General features: G+C 46.5%; 12 protein-coding genes and 1 pseudogene. 3 read left to right on the top strand and 10 right to left on the bottom strand.

Annotation, left to right across the window (positions count from 1 at the left end; translation table 11 throughout):
• Positions 1 to 90 precede the first annotated feature (90 nt).
• Entirely contained in the window at positions 91 to 960 is an 870-nt protein-coding gene (locus H6A32_RS12715; protein ID WP_138373355.1) for a DUF2877 domain-containing protein, read from the top strand.
• A gap of 88 nt (positions 961 to 1,048) precedes the next feature.
• Here H6A32_RS12715 and H6A32_RS12710 read toward each other — a convergent pair whose 3' ends face one another.
• From H6A32_RS12710 to H6A32_RS12670, 10 genes are all read right to left on the bottom strand, one after another.
• Positions 1,049 to 2,305: a dicarboxylate/amino acid:cation symporter gene (locus H6A32_RS12710; RefSeq protein ID WP_087253828.1), complete on the bottom strand. Its 1,257-nt coding sequence runs from the start codon at positions 2,303 to 2,305 to the stop codon at positions 1,049 to 1,051.
• A 172-nt stretch (positions 2,306 to 2,477) separates the two neighbouring features.
• Positions 2,478 to 3,725: a pyridoxal-phosphate-dependent aminotransferase family protein gene (locus H6A32_RS12705; protein ID WP_118637227.1), complete on the bottom strand. Its 1,248-nt coding sequence runs from the start codon at positions 3,723 to 3,725 to the stop codon at positions 2,478 to 2,480.
• 56 nt (positions 3,726 to 3,781) lie between these two features.
• The gene (locus H6A32_RS12700) at positions 3,782 to 5,026 is read right to left on the bottom strand and encodes an aspartate aminotransferase family protein (protein ID WP_118637225.1); all 1,245 of its coding nucleotides are present in this window, start codon (positions 5,024 to 5,026) and stop codon (positions 3,782 to 3,784) included.
• Positions 5,027 to 5,241: 215 nt separating this feature from the next.
• Entirely contained in the window at positions 5,242 to 8,292 is a 3,051-nt protein-coding gene (locus H6A32_RS12695; RefSeq protein WP_204864488.1) for a glycoside hydrolase family 2 TIM barrel-domain containing protein, read from the bottom strand.
• 31 nt (positions 8,293 to 8,323) lie between these two features.
• Positions 8,324 to 8,974, bottom strand: a complete 651-nt coding sequence (locus tag H6A32_RS12690; protein ID WP_182466567.1) for a YczE/YyaS/YitT family protein — start codon at positions 8,972 to 8,974, stop codon at positions 8,324 to 8,326.
• Between the two features lie 231 nt (positions 8,975 to 9,205).
• Positions 9,206 to 11,080 carry a beta-N-acetylhexosaminidase gene (locus tag H6A32_RS12685; protein ID WP_118637219.1) on the bottom strand — a complete coding sequence of 625 codons (1,875 nt, stop codon included), beginning with the start codon at positions 11,078 to 11,080 and terminating at the stop codon, positions 9,206 to 9,208.
• Between the two features lie 12 nt (positions 11,081 to 11,092).
• Entirely contained in the window at positions 11,093 to 11,935 is an 843-nt protein-coding gene (locus H6A32_RS12680) for a carbohydrate ABC transporter permease (protein WP_243424926.1), read from the bottom strand.
• A 4-nt stretch (positions 11,936 to 11,939) separates the two neighbouring features.
• Positions 11,940 to 12,536 (bottom strand): carbohydrate ABC transporter permease, encoded by a 597-nt coding sequence (locus H6A32_RS12675; protein ID WP_243424925.1) that lies wholly within the window; start codon positions 12,534 to 12,536, stop codon positions 11,940 to 11,942.
• A complete protein-coding gene (locus tag H6A32_RS16475; RefSeq protein WP_243424924.1) occupies positions 12,509 to 12,802 on the bottom strand; it encodes a carbohydrate ABC transporter permease in 294 nt (97 codons plus the stop codon). The genes H6A32_RS12675 and H6A32_RS16475 overlap by 28 nt, the downstream gene beginning before the upstream one ends.
• A 90-nt stretch (positions 12,803 to 12,892) precedes the next feature.
• Positions 12,893 to 14,158 (bottom strand): ABC transporter substrate-binding protein, encoded by a 1,266-nt coding sequence (locus H6A32_RS12670; protein ID WP_087253843.1) that lies wholly within the window; start codon positions 14,156 to 14,158, stop codon positions 12,893 to 12,895.
• A 187-nt stretch (positions 14,159 to 14,345) separates the two neighbouring features.
• Between H6A32_RS12670 and H6A32_RS12665 the strand changes: the two genes are divergently transcribed.
• Together H6A32_RS12665 and H6A32_RS12660 are read left to right on the top strand one after the other, a co-directional pair.
• Positions 14,346 to 15,218, top strand: coding sequence for a class I SAM-dependent methyltransferase (locus H6A32_RS12665; RefSeq protein WP_204864487.1), 873 nt, complete (start codon positions 14,346 to 14,348; stop codon positions 15,216 to 15,218).
• A gap of 49 nt (positions 15,219 to 15,267) precedes the next feature.
• Positions 15,268 to 15,878: pseudogene (locus H6A32_RS12660) on the top strand (BRO-N domain-containing protein).
• Positions 15,879 to 15,925: the final 47 nt, after the last annotated feature.

Here is a 15,925-nt window from a genome sequence, read left to right as displayed (position 1 = left end):
TTTTCTCCTGATTTTCGCTTTTTTTGTGCTTTTTATCTATCCTTTTCTGAGGTATAATTCCCTTATCATGATAGAAAGGACGTACTGCTTATGAATATTCCTGTTATCTGCGCATCTTCGTATGCTCTCTCTCTTCTGCAGAAAACAGCATCTTTTCAGGTGCATTCCGTGTACCGGAAAACCATCAATCTTTCCGGCGGTTCCTCTCTGCTTTCCCTGCAGGCTTTTGGATCCCCTGTCTCTCCGCTGAGTCTGATCACCTGCCTGTCCCTGCCGGAAATGGAGATGCTAAAAGCAGCACCCGGCATCCCCGTCCAGAATAGACCGGACGGTCTTGCTTTCTCCGCCTCCGGAGAGGAATATATCTTTACGCTCTTAGGCACGCAGACTGTGGACTCTTTTCTCCGCTCAGGATTGCCTGACCATGCTGTACCGCTCATCCGAAAGGCCCTCTCATCAGCTGAAACTACAGGATTCCGGATATTATTTCCTGAGCTGGAAGCAAATCCTGCCCCGCCGGGTCAGTTTCTGATCAACGAAGCGGCACAGCATCTTCTGGATCAGTGTACAGCTTTAATCCGGCAGGGAAACTGGGAGATGGCCGCCTGTTTTCTGTCCCGCCTGACCGGGCTTGGCATCGGTCTGACCCCAAGCGGTGACGACTTCCTGTGCGGCGCTCTTGCAGGGCTGATCCTTGCCGACATGACCGGTCATCCTTTTTTTACTGCACTGAAACAGGAAGTCCGCAAGCATCTGAATCAGACCAACGACATCAGCCGGGCTTTTCTCTCCTGTGCTCTTCTGGGGCAGTTCAGCCAGGCAGTCTGTTCCCTTTCGTCCGCCCGGTCCGCTGGAGAAATCCTCTCCTCTTTCCAGGCCATCGGACACTCGTCAGGGACGGATACCCTATGTGGAATCTACTATATTTTTACCTCTTTTTCAAAAGAACCAACTGTATAAAAAAGTGTGTACCGGCTGAGTGAATATGCGTCTCAGCTGATACACACTTTCTTTCTATGTGCTGCCTTATCCGGCAGACACGCATCTACTATTTCTGGCTCTGATAAGAAACCTGTTTCTTGTCGTTGTATACGTCATAGTCGAATTCTCCGATCTTGCATGCAACCAGCATAGCAACCATAACGTCTACGTCTACATTCATCAATGTACGGAACATTCCTGCGAACCAGTCGATACCGATCAGAACTGCAATACTGTCCATCGGCAGTCCAAGAGAGGACGCAAGGAATGTATAAACGATCACAGAACCTCCCGGTACGGAGATTGTTCCAAGACACATCAGACAGGAGAGCAGGATTGCCATACCCATCTGGTATGGGCTCAAATCGATGCCTGTTGCCTGTGCCATAAAGAAAATAGCCACCACATAACACTGAGCAGCTCCACAGCTGTTCATTGCCATGGTAATCGGGCCTGTGAAGTCTGCAACCTTACGGCTGACACCAAACTTCTCCACTTCGTCTTCCATCTTCGTCGGAAGACAGATCGCACCGGATGTCGTTGTGATTGCCATCATGGACATCTTGGCAAATTTCTTCGGCATCTTGAACAGGTTGACCTTGCAAAGAGCCGCTGTAAGCGGTCCGAATACAAGGAACTGAATCGCATCGCCCACAAGCAGAATTCCAAGGAATTTTGCCATCGGCACGATAACCGCAAATCCTGTCTTTCCGGCAACATCTGCCAACAGACAGAAGATACCGATCGGCGCTACTTTCATGACAATCTTGATAATATTTGTAATGACAGCATTCACGCCCACTACCAGATCCGCAATGTTTCTGTTCTTTGTCGTCTTTGTGTACTGTCCCATCGCCACACCGAAGAACAATGCAAACACGATACAAGGAACCATGGATCCTTCTGCCATGGACTGAATGATGTTGGTCGGTACAAATGCAGTGATCGTATCCTGAAGAGATGTGGATACTGCTGTTTCCGTAACTTCCTCTGCACTTGACAGATCAATGCCAAGTCCCGGTTTTACAAGTATTGCCATTACTGCACCAAGTGCAGCAGAGAAAATTGTAAACCCGATGATCCATTTGAATGTATGGAAGCCCATCTTTCCAACATCCCGTCCGTCTCCTCCACCGACAGCGCCTGCCACGGCAGACATAACCAGAAGCACAACGGACATCTGAATCAGACGTAAGAAGATATCACCGATAAACTTCAGGTTGGATGCCCACGGTCCTACGATCGCTCCGAAAACCAGACCACCAACCGTACCGATCAGGATCTGTGTTGTCAACGAAATTGACAGTTTTTTCTTCTTTTCCATCCATATTTCCTTCCTTTCTTTATAATATTTCTCATACGGAAAATATAGTTTTATTTTACAGAATGCTTTCGCACATTACAATGCAAAAAGGAGGGAAAATATTTTTTTGTTTTATCCATCTTGTATAATTTAATCCCTGTTTCTTTCTGTTTTTCGTCTATTCAACCAAAAATTATTCTTTCTTTTTGTTTATTTCTTCTGCCATATAAACATCCAGCGCCGCATCTACGGCTTTTCCTGCTGTCACTTTTGCGCCGTTTCTTCGCATAACCGTTTCCAGCGCTCCAAGAAGCAGAAGGATGTTTCGTTTCTGGCTGGAATATCCCATATTTCCGATTCTCAGGATTTTTCCGTCCAGCGGGCCAAAGGAGGTGGCAATTTCAATACCGAACTCGTTTAACAGCATTCCTCTGACTGCTTTTCCGTCTACTCCTTCCGGAATATTGATGGCGGTTACAACCGGCATCTTGTGCTCCAGATCCCCGAAAATTTCAAGCCCCATCGCCTGCAGGCCGGCTGTCAGTGCCCGGTCATTTAATTGATGTCTTGCAAACCGTGCTTCGAGCGTTTCCTCCACGATACAGCGGAGTGCTTCATGCACCGCATACTGCATGCTGGTTGCCTCTGTATGGTGGTTAAGCCGGCGCGGGCTCCAGTAATCTTCCAGCTGTCCAAGGTCCAGATAGTTGCTTGGGATTCCGGCAAGCTGCCCCGCCACATCATCCGCCGTACGGATTCCTTTCTCCACACGTTTTCTCGCTTTGACAATCTGCTCGATCTGCTCATTGTAAGTGATCAGGGCAGAGCCTGACGGAGCGGAGATACATTTCTGTGTCCCGGAGATGCAGGCAGATAATTTCCATTCATCGACTTTTACTTCTGCTCCTCCCAGAGTTGCCACTGCATCTACAATCAGAAGGGCTCCGTACCTCTCGCAGATTTCTCCGATTTCTTTCAGCGGCTGCATCATGGATGTAGAAGTCTCCCCGTGGATGCAGGCTACTGCCTTATAGCTGTCTTTTTTCAGCGCATCCTCCACTTCCTGCGGATCAAACACAGTTCCCCATTCTTTCTCCAAAAGCGTGATCTGCGCTCCGCAGCGCTCCAGGATCTCCGCCAGCAGATATCCGAAACGTCCGAATGCCGGGATCAGTACTTTATCCCCCGGACAGATGGCTCCGGTAAGAACCGTCTCAAGTCCTCCTCTGGAGGTAGTATCCACAAGATATGTCTGACGGTTTTTCGTCTGGAACACATAGCGTTCCATCTCCATTGTCTCATTCATCAGTTCGGTAAACTCCGGGTCAAACTGTCCCAGAATATGTGCACTCATCGCGCGCAGCACACGTGGGTCCGCTTCAACCGGTCCCGGTGTCATCAGTGTGCGTGGTGATGGATTGATTTCTTTAAATTTTCTCATGTTTCTTTAACTCCTTTTCCTACTTTACAAACCCTTTTTTCGAATTCCTGTTTTGATTATGCAGTCCGGAAATTCTCAGACTGATAGGAAAGCACTGCCGCATGGACTGCCTTTTTCATAATATCAATTGCCTGGTCGACATGCTCTTTCTTTAAGATCAGCGGCGGGATCATCCGGTTGGTGCTATCGCCGATCGCCGTGATCAAAAGGCGTCTCTTCATACATTCCGCCTTGACTTCGTGTGCAATCGGAATATCGAATTCACATCCTGTCAGGAGTCCTCTTCCGCGGACTTCTTTAATATGAGGAAGTTCTTTCATCCGTTTCATGAAATACTCTCCCATGATTTTGGCATTTTCGCTCAAATTCTGATCAAGGATTTCTGAAATTGATGCCAGCGCCGCCGCACATGCTACCGGATGTCCTCCATAAGTAGAACCATGGGATCCGGATGTCATGACCCTTGCGAGCTCCTTTGACATACAACATGCACCGATCGGCATTCCGCCTCCCATCGCTTTTGCCATCGTGACCGCATCCGGCTTCACGCCATATCCCATAAATGCCATGATATCTCCTGTTCTTCCCCATCCGGTCTGTACTTCGTCAAGGAGAAGAAGCATTCCTCTCTCATCGCAGAGCTTCCTTAAGCCTTCGATAAATTCCTGGCTGGCCGGATGAACTCCGCCTTCACCCTGTACCGGCTCAATCATGATCGCAATCGTATTTTCAGTACATTTGCTCTTAAAATCTTCCAGATTGTTAAATTCCGCATAGGAAAATCCCGGGAGCACCGGTTTATATCCCAGCTGGCATCCGTTGTCCGGCTGTCCTGTCGCGGAAAGCGCACCGTAAGTACGTCCATGGAATCCATTTTTGGCCGTTACAATATGGTAATGCTCCGGTCCGAATTTCTCCGTCCCGTATTTTCTGGCCATTTTGATCATGCATTCATTTGCTTCCGTTCCGGAATTCTGATAAAAAATTTTGTCCATGCCGATGGTATCACAGATTTTCTTTGCAAGCAAGGCCTGCGGAACCGTATATGGATAATTAAACGTGTGAATGATATCATCTGTCTGTTCGTGAATTGCTTCCACAACCTTCGGATTGCGGTTTCCTACGCTGTTTACTGCCACGCCGCCGTAAAAGTCCAGGTAGGCGTTTCCTTTTTCATCATACAGATACATGCCTTCCGCCCGTTCTGCAATAAACGGATATCGTTCATATGTTTCTACCATATATTTGTTCACAATTTTTTTCAGTTTCTCGGCTGTCAGCCCTGCATCTTTCAATCTCATACCAATCTTCTTCCTTTCTGCATCCTTTTCGTTTTTCCGCGCTGCCGGAAAGCTTTTTATTCTGCGGGAAATCCTTCGGATTCTCCTGCAAAAATAAAAAAAGGTGCCAGATCGTCTTTCGATCTGACACCTTTGTCACGCGATATGGTTATATTACCCCGTTTTTTCCCGTCTGTCAAATGCTTTTTCAAAAAATGCATGATTTTCTTTCAGATTTATCCGAGCAGACGGATATAAAATGTAAATGTCCTTTCTTCGTTTCCTTTTATCAGATACGGCTCATGTGCCCATGCACCCCAGCTGTTGTCTCCTCCGACTCCTGTCTGTTTTTCCATAATCCGCAAGACAGAAGCATATACCGGAGGAAGTTCATAGGCATGCTCCGCGGATTCAATCTCATGACATGTATAAGGAAGTACGGAAAAATCAAAGTTTCTGTCCGCCTCAATCCGAATACCGCATCCTTCCTGATCCGTCAGCTCTATCCATCTGGTATCTGTATGATTACCGCATTCCTGAGGTCTGACATAAGGTGTCATCCCTTTCTCCGCCGTCGTCTGGAATACGCCGATACGTCCTCCGCATGCCCGGTCGCAATAAGTCTCTTCCGGTCCTTTTCCATACCATGTTACCCGTGAAAACTCTTTTGGAAGCTTCCAGGACATTCCAAAACACGGCAGATCCGGCACATTCGGGAATCCATTGTATTTCTCCGTGACTTTCATCGTTCCTTCCCCGTTTACCAAAACAGAAACCGTACATGTCACACCTTCAAACAACTGATATGTTGTCTCAACTTCCAGTCCTTCTTTTTCTTTCCGGATATCTACCTGATTCACTTTTGGATACAAAGATGCCGTCTTCCACGGTGCGCACTTCTCAGCCATACGGTACCCTGCATCATTGTCTGTCGGCGCTCTCCAGAACTCCGGCTTTAATGTATGGCCGATATGATAGACAAGCTCTTTCCCGCCAATTTTACATGCAGTCATTTTTCCATTGTCTTTTTCAAAGGTAATACGGAATCCCCTGCCCACGACAGAAACAGAAAAATCTCCATCTACAATTTCCGGTTCTGCAGCGGACTCTTCTCTTTTGACTTTCCGGCTTCCCACCATTTCCACCGACTGTCCAAAACAGAATTCCTCTCCTTCTTCTGCGTACGGTGTACTCTCCTTATAGACAAGCGCGGCTGTCCGGACATATTCTCCCGGCTCGTCGCCTGCCAAAAAGCTGCATGGTATTTTCACCTCTTCTCCAGGTCCCATTTCCACATCTGTGCTGCCCCGGCGCAATACCTGTCCATCTTTTTCCAGCGTCCATCTGAGCCGGTACGCCGCGGTTGTCTCAAACAGCTGTCTGCTCTTTATACGTATTCCATCTTCCTCCGGGATGAGCTCATATGGTTGATACAGGTAACGAACCTCCTGCATTTTCGGGGAAAGTGTCCTGTCCGCAAAAATCACACCATCCGCACAGAATGCGTAATTGGACGGTCTGTCTCCAAAATCCCCTCCATAAGCCAGATATTCCTTTCCATCCGGTCCTTTTTTGTAAAGCGCCTGATCAATATAATCCCATATAAAACCACCGCAGTACTGAGGATACTGATCTAAAAGTCTCGTATATTCATCCAGATTGCCTGTAGAATTTCCCATGGAGTGAGCATATTCACACAACACATATGGTTTCTCCGGATGATCTTTCAGGTATTCTTCTGCCTTCTGCGGCGAGGCATACATCCGGCTTTCCAGATCTGTCGTTCCTGCCCATTCCGGTGTATGACAGACATTTTCATAGTGTACCGGACGGCTGTTGTCTCTTTTTCTGAAATACATGCTCATGTCATACAGATTTTTCCCGCCCCATGACTCATTTCCTACGCTCCAGCAGAAAATACAGGCATGGTTTTTGTCCCTTTCAAGCATCGCTTCCGCCCGGCTTATAACCGCTTCCCTCCACTGTGGAAAATCTCCCGGCAGTGTGTGTTCAAATTTCATCGTGTGCCATGTTCCGTGTGTCTCCAGATTCACCTCATCCATGACATAGATTCCGAATCTGTCGCACAGATCATACCAGGCCGTCTGATTTGGATAATGACTTGTTCTCACGGCATTAAAATTGTTCTTTTTCAAAAACCGGATATCCCATTCCATCTCTTCCATTCCGACCGCCCTGCCTTTTGACGGTGAGAATTCATGCCGGTTCACTCCGTTTATCCGCAAACCCTTTCCATTAAACAGAAGTACTGCATCTTTTATCTCCACTTTTCTAAATCCGATCAGATACGGAACTGCTTCCTGTATGGTTCCTGCAGAATCACATACCGTCAAAAGGAGTCTGTAAAGGTAGGGAAGTTCGGCGCTCCAAAGTTTTGCCTGCGGAACCTCAAACGAAATCTCCGCCCTGCCGTCATGAATTTGGACCCTTCCTGCCATAATTTCCTTTTCTTCCTTTTCAAAAGGACTGTCCATGCGGATAAGACCGTCTGCCAGTGTCCAGCATATTTCTCCGTCATCTGCTCCGTCCAGTAAAATGCAGACCTCTGCTCCGGCATTCGTATATGTAATGTCCAGATCCGTCTTTACCTCGATGTCACGAATGTGCAGATCCGGTATCGCCGTCAGAGCCACCTCCCGTATAATTCCTCCCATTCTCCAGAAATCCTGATCTTCAAGCCATGCCCCGGAAGAAAAACGGGATACTTCCACCGCGAGTCTGTTTTCTCCTTCTTTGAGAAAATCCGTAATCTCAAATACAGCCGGCGTATAGCTGTCCTCGCTGTATCCGGCATAAATCCCGTTCACCCAGAAATGAAACGCGGTCTCCACACCTTCAAAATGGATCTGGATTCTTTTTCCCTTCATCCGGTCCGGAACCGAAAATGTCGTCACATAGCATCCTGTCGGGTTGTCTTTTTCCGGCACTTCATGCGGCTTCACATCTTCAATCCCATTCCATGGATAGTCTGTATCACGGTATACCGGTGATCCGTAGCCGCTTAGTTCCATCTGTGCCGGTACTGGAATCGTATTCCAACCTTCACAGGAGAACGATTCCTTCTCAAATCCATCCGGCACACTGTCCGGATTCGGCACATAAAGGAAGCGCCATCTTCCATTCAGGCTGTATCTTAAACGCATCTCCTTCCCTGATACTGCTTCCTTTTCTGTCTCATACCATCGATGATCCGATACCGGTTTCATTCTGTTTTCCTGAAAAAATTCCGGATCAGACAGATGTCTTTTGATTTCTTCTCGTTTCATAGATCCTCCGTAATCATATTTCTTTTTTCCATTATTTTTTTCGGATTCTGTCTGCTACATGAACCCGGAAAAACTGTATCAGCGGGCCATTGAAAAATGCATTGCACAAAGTCCCTATACCAATAACCGTCCACAGAGAGCTGTCTGACATCAGACAGAATATCACTCCGACAACTACAACTGTGATATCACTTCCAACGCGTGCATACCGAAACCCGATCTTTCCTCTGCTCATCTTTCCGATAATCAAAGCAACACTGTCATACGGCGAAATTCCCATTTCAGCCGCCATATAGAGCGCAACCCCAAGACCGGCAAACAGACACCCTGTAATCAGTGCCGCGATACGCAGCGGTAATGTCATCTCCATCTGTAGAGAATCCTGTACAAGCCAACATAGAAAATCCGCACCATATCCGACTCCCACCATATTCACAATCGTTCCTGCTCCAATACAGTTCCGCACCGTAAAAAATACCACTGCCAGAATCACTGCATTCATAATCAACTGCCATGTACCAAATGTCATTCCCAGATATCCGCTGATCCCGAGATTCATACATGTAAAAGCATCTACGCCAAAACCGCTCAGCCGGTAGCATCCGACACAAATACTGATAAAAAGATTGCCTGTCAGCATCATGACCATTCTCTTTACCAGCTCATTCCCTTTTCTGCTCATTTTTTGATCCCCGTTTCTGTAAAATGTAATGTCTGAATTCTAATTCCATCCGGTTCGGATTCTTTCGTTTTCAGTATAAAATTGTCCGGTTTTTTTTGCAATACGGCATATGGAAAAACTGAAATTTAGCAGAAGACAAAATACCGGTTTCTCTCAAATCACCAACCGCAAAAAGAGCATGTCACATGAGAAAATAAATTTCTCATGCGGCATGCCCCATTAATGGAATATTTACAATTCATTGATATTGGATGCGCTTACAATCTGTTCCCACCGGTTGAACGAATAGATTCTGTCTTCATCCGGCCAGAAACATACCCGCTTTTCTTCCAGCTCTTCAAGCGGCTGCTCCGGATCTGAAAGCCAGGTGGAAATCCGTTTTGCGGCAGATTCCAGGCGGCTTCTTATACCGCCCAGACGCACATCGATTACTTCATATCCCTGTGGTTTGCACTCATCCATCCAGATTTCTTCCCTCATGCCGTGCAGTTCCTTCAGAAGATTAAGACATGCAGGAATCCTTTTCTCGGCCCAGACGCAAAGGCGGTCCTTATCCTGATTGTCATAACCGGACTTTAATTCCAGACCCATCTCCGCTTTCTCAGCCAGAAACGCTGCCAGCTTCTGATAATAAGCAAGCAGTTTCCTGATTCTTTGCGGCTGTTCTTTTTCAAGACACTGCTCCAGTTTCTCCGCAAGATCCTGATAATATTCCCTGAGCCCTTTTCCTTTAAACTGCCCGTCAAAGATTCCAAGCATCGGATCCTGATAAAGAGCCAGCTTGGACGGGTTTGCCGACTTGAGATTATACGGATCCTCCGGCTGAAAATTATCGAACCGGTCAAGAAGCATGAGGTCTTCACTGTCGATGCCGAACAATTCCTTTACTCTGTCATGCAGCCGTTCTTTCGTCACTTCTTTTTCGTAAGCACACTCGGCAAAATATGTTAAGGAAAGCAGACAGGTTTCCATCGGTGTTTCCGCTCCATCGTCCTGCCAGAGAGTGCAGAACCATTTGTCTGCTCCCGCTTCTTTCATGACCTTCGTCCCAACCCGTGTCGTTTCCAGTGCTCTTGCGTAATTCGGCGCGATTCCATTCCAGGTCCAGCCTCCTCCCGCAAAATACATGTGACCGGACAGTTTTCCATGAAGATGTACCATCTTTCTGTACATATCCTCGGACGCATTGTAGTAGTCCCAGTATACGAGTGTAAGATCCTTGTCCGGTTTGTCCTTCTCCTGCCATTCATAGTCTTCGGAAACACTGTAATAACGTCCGTCTTCGGATGCCAGCATGAAATACATATCACTCCAGATCATCGGATCAAACTCGTATTTCCGGCAGATCGCGCATACCCGGTCCAGATGCTCTTTCATAATTCCGGTACGGTCCTGATATCCGTTCTTTCTAAGATAATTACCGAGCCCCAGCTGAAATGCCTCATCCATTCCGATATGAATGCGCTTGCCTGAAAACGAAGTTCTTACAGAACGGATCATGTCCTCTAAGAATTCATATACCGCAGGTTCACCCACAAGAAGGATATCTGAATTGTCCCGCATCTTTTCCGTAACCGGCCATCTCAGATAGGTCCGCAGATGTGCAAGTGTCTGTATACACGGAACCAGTTCGATCCCGAATTTTGCGGCATACCGTTCCATCTCTCGGATCTCTTCTTTCGTGTAGCGTCCTCTGAGCGCTCCAAAATGCGGATATTTTGGAATCTCATATGTATCTTCCGTGTAAAGAAGAAGATCATTCATTCCAAGAAGCGCCAGATATTCAATGTACCGTTTGACTGTCCCGACTTTAAGCACTCCATTTCTGGAACAGTCGAACATCGTCCCAAGCCGGCTCGTGTACGCGGTCTCCGAGCAGGAAATATCTTCCTCCGGATCTCCAAGCACCATCCCAAGCGCCCGGTAATACTGAACATCCTGGTGGTACTGAATTTTGACGTTGTTTCCGTATTTCAGCACCCTCAATCCGGATTTTTCCGTATACTCCGGATAAATTACCAGCTCTTCTTCCGGTGCTTCCGGAAAATGTTTCAGCAGAATCTCCGAAGTCTCCTGAAATTTTAAGTCCTTTACAATCAGTTTCATATCGTCCTCCTGTTATCCTTTTACACCTCCAAGGGCAATTCCCTGAACGAACTGCTTCTGAAGGAAAATATACAATATAAACGGGAAAATAAATGTAATCAGTGAGCCCGCCATAATCAGACCGTAATTGACTGAATACTGCGTTTTCAGTACGGACAGGGCAACCGTCAATGTATATTTCTCCGTCTCAGTGGCCGCGATTAATGGCCACAGGAAATCATTCCATGCCGAAATGAATGTAAATACAATCAACGTCACCACAACCGGTTTTAAAAGAGGCATCACAATCTGGATAAAAATCCTGTATTCCGGACATCCGTCCACCTGCGCGGACTCAATCAGTTCATCCGGAACCCCATTCATAAACTGCTTGACAAGGAATACCGAGAACGCCCCGATCATGGTAATCACAAGGGCTGTCCTCGTATTGAGCAGTCCTAAATTTCTCATAATAACGAACAGCGGAATCATTGTCACCTGTCCCGGAATCATCAGAGAAACCATGTAAATCTGGAAAATAAAATTCCTCCCCGGAAACAGCTTCTTCTCAAATCCATATGCTGCCATACAGGATATTATCACATTGAGCACACAGGAGGCAACGACTACAACTACACTGTTAACAAATGCCTGCAAAAATCCGCTGTTCTGGAAAATATAGATAAAGTTTTCCATATTGGTAAAGTCCACATCTGCCAGATGAAGTTTCAATGTCCTGGATTCGGTAAAGGACATCAGGAACATGTAAATAAACGGAAACACCGCGATCACTGTCACAAGAATCGTACAAAGCAGTCCGAAAATACCAAGCGGCGTCCAGTGTTCTCTTTTTTTCATTCTTATTTTCTGTGCCATCTTATCACCTCGCTGCCTCATTTTTCTCTTTAAAGAATACGTTTTCTACAATGTTGATAATCAAAATGATAATTAGAAGCAGAATCGCCATCGCGCAGGCGTATCCCATCCGGTATTCTTTAAAGGCCGCATTGTAAATTCCCATGACAAGGGTGACGGTCGACCGTCCGGGTCCTCCGTTTGTCATCGTGTAGGAAAGGTCAAATACCTGGAAGGACCAGATGATTCCAAGAGTGATAACCAGATAGTTGATCGGCTTTAAAAGCGGCATGGTAATCTTGAAAAAGGACTGGATTGAAGTCGCCCCGTCCACTTTTGCCGCCTCGTAAAGTTCCGGCGAAAGCCCCATAATACCGGCGTAATAGATAACAAGGAAATATCCTACATTTTTCCAGATCGCCACCACGCAGACGCAGATCAGCGCCGTCTTCGAGCTCCCCAGCCAGTTGATCTCACCGACTCCGAACAGGCCCAGAATGGTATTGATGATACCGCCGTCTGTTCCAAAAATTGTTCTCCAGATCGCCCCTGCCGTAACCGAAGATGCAATCACCGGAATAAACATGGCACTCCTTAAGAAATTTCCGACGATATTCTGCATTTTGTCCGCCAGAAACGCCGCAAAACAAGCGCCAGAAAGGTCTGAACCGGAACTGTGACAATAACATAAATAAACGTATTTTTCAGTGCGTCCACCACATATTTATCCGAGAATACTTTTTTATAATTTTCCAGTCCGATAAAGTCGGCTTTTGTCATGATATCGTAGTCTGTCAGACTGAAATACGTTGACATAAAAATCGGCAGCAGACAAAAGCACACCATAAAAAACAGACTCGGAAGAATATAAATGTATCCCTGTATCATTTCTCGTCTTCTTCTTTTCAACTGTCTCACCTCAACTACATTGACACGAACCGGCAGGAACCTTCCCGCCGGTCCGTATGTTTGAATTCCTTATTCTGCTGCCAGGTTTTCGTTATAGTAATCCTGAGCGTTTTTCAGAACTTCGTCCGGTTCCATCTCACCCATCATCATGGACTGCAGATTTTCATTGACTTTCGTCAACAGGGAAACCGCACTGTTAAACGGAGTGATGGTCTTGAAGTTGTCATTTTCCACTGTGTAGAGCTCTTTAAACCGCTCGTCTCCTGTATATTCCTCATCTTTGGTGATCGGCGGCTGTTCTGTGATCTGCTGGTGGAACGCGGACATCACATCTGCACTGGAGAGCAGTTTGATCGCCTTCATTGCCAGTTCCTTGTCCTCACACTTATCAAAGAGCACAAGGGAATCTGCCGCAAAGAAGGTCTTTGCCTGTCCGTCCGGTCCTGCAAGAGCCGTCGTCCAATCCCAGTCTACTCCTTCCAGATTCAGGCAGTTGCTTGTCGCAAGCACCATAAATCCGGTCTTTCCTGCCTCAAAATCCGGGCGGGCATCGTCGTTGGACGTCGCTGCTTCATCGATAAAGTTGTACTTAAATCTCAGATCATAGAGGAACTGCATTGCCTCTCTGCCCTCTTCCGTGTCAATCGTGACATTGCCATCCTCATCTACCAGCTCTCCGCCTGCACTCCAGAAGAACGGGAGGAAGTTTTCATCCACATTTCCCCATGCTCCGCCAAGTGCCATATCAAACGGCTTCACACCTTCACAGTTATCCTGAATTGCCTGACATGCGCTGATAAATTCATCCCATGTCGTCGGCATCTGTGTAATACCCGCCTGCTGCATAATTGCCTTATTTCCTACAAGAACCCGCGCATTTCCAACAATAAACGGCAGTGCATACTGTTTTCCATTAATTGTTCCATAATCATAGTAGATATAATTATCCTTTTCTGCATCATCGAAATAAGAATCCATATCTGCAAGAAGATCTTTGGAAATATAGTCTCCCATCATCTCCATGGACATATATCCGATGTCCTGTCCGTTTCCGGATGTTACTCCAGACAGATATTTCTCCTCATAATTAGACCACGGAAGGATCTGAACATCAAACTCGCAGTTCTCTTCCTTCTCTAATGGTGCAAGCTGTTCCTCCCAGAATTCCTGGTCTGAAACTTCCGCATCCGTTCCCGCATAAGCCGGGAACCAGATAGAAACTGTCTTCTTTCCGCCGTCTGATGAATCCGAACTGCCGCCACAGCCCGCCAGCAGCCCAACACACATTGCCGCTGTCATACATACCGCACCTAATTTTTTGAACCGTTTTCTCATATAGGCCTCCCTCGTTTACTAATATCATTGTTTTCTTGTCAAATGCCTGGCCAGATAAACTCATCTTCCCCCCGGTATATATTTGTCAAGCTGTTACAAAAATTTCTTTTCAACTCCTCTCTTTTTGTCGATTTTGTTCACTCTGCATGATATACTTTCTGTACACAATCGGAAAGGGGGGCCAATTATGAATATCATCTGGTCAAAATATGTACAGGGAGTAAAAACCTTATATTTTTCCCGCAGATTACGGTTTCATGATATGTTTGCAGAACAGTATCAGGCACTGTTTGACTTGAGTAAAGACAAGCAGCTCAAAATTCTGGAAATCGGCTGCGGTCCGGGTGCTCTGGCAGGTGCTCTTCACCGTTGGTACCCGAACGCTGAAATTACCGGGCTGGATCGTGACAGTGCATTTATCCAGTTTGCCGGAGAGCATGAACCGGGAATCTCATTTGTTGAAGGGGATGCCGCAAAACTCCCTTATCCGGACAATACCTTCGATGTTACGATCTCCTTTACAGTCAGCGAACATATCGATCCTTCCGCATTCTTTCAGGAGCAGCTTCGGGTACTGAAACCCGGCGGAGTCTGTCTCGTACTTTCCTCCCGTAAAGGAATTACGGTTCCTGCACCCGTCATTTCCGATAGCGACCGCGAACAGAAATTCTGGGATAAAGCCGGGAAATACGATCATACAAAGGATCAGTATGAAATCTGCCGTTATCCGATGAGCGAAGCCGAATTACCACTTGCAATGGAATCCTATGGTTTTCAACAGATTCACACAGGATTTGTAACTGTCAGTCTGACACCGGACAATCCAGATATTTCATCCTCACTGGCTTATGATATGATTAACGCATCCCGCCAGACAGAACTGGATTCTATTGAGTCGGTATGTCATTCTATACCTGAACAGGTCTCACCCGAAGAACGGGATGAAATGATACGGCTTATCAATGAAAAATATGATCGCCGGCTCCACCAGTACGATCAGGGCGAAAAACAGTGGGATACAAACGTGTCTCTCATCATGGTTGTGCGAGGAGTAAAGTGAGCCGGAAGACACAAAATAATTATTTTTTATCAATAGGGAGGTAACTATTATGAGGGAACTGAAGAATAATGATGCGGTTCAGTTGTTCGAGGACAAAAAGGTCCGTACCGCATGGGACGAAGAAAAAGAAGAATGGTATTTTTCCGTTGTGGATGTAATCGCCGTTTTAACTGACAGTCCAAATCCAAATAATTATTGGAAAGTCTTAAAAAAACGACTTAAAGATGAGGGAAATCAGTCGGTTACAAATTGTAACCAACTGAAATTGAAATCCCCCAAAGATGGCAAGCGCTACAAAACTGATGTTGCCAACACTGAACAGCTTTTGCGGATCATCCAGTCTGTTCCATCCCCGAAAGCCGAGCCGTTCAAGGCCTGGCTTGCCATGGTCGGCACAGAACGTATCGAAGAAACCATTGATCCAGAGCAGGCAATTGACCGTGCACTGGAAACCTATCTGAGCATCGGGATGTAGCCAAACGCGGAGGAAACGTAGCCGGCATTGCACGCCAGGCTTTGGAAGCCGAAACCGGAAAGCCGGTAATCACTTCGCAGAATGCCAATCATTTCCGGCAGATTATCACAGATATTGTAGAGGATGCCGCCACGCTGCCAGTTCACACAGAAAAGGTTTTTGACAACGAAGGAAACACTAAATAATCATTCCAACGCTCTCTTCGATTATAGGCATACAGTAATCTGTTATC

Origin of the sequence: Drancourtella massiliensis, assembly GCF_016900655.1 — a bacterium.
GTDB classification, from domain to species: domain Bacteria; phylum Bacillota; class Clostridia; order Lachnospirales; family Lachnospiraceae; genus Sellimonas; species Sellimonas catena.
The sequence above is the reverse complement of the archived record's forward strand: the minus strand, read 5'-3'. Positions and strand labels throughout refer to the sequence as shown.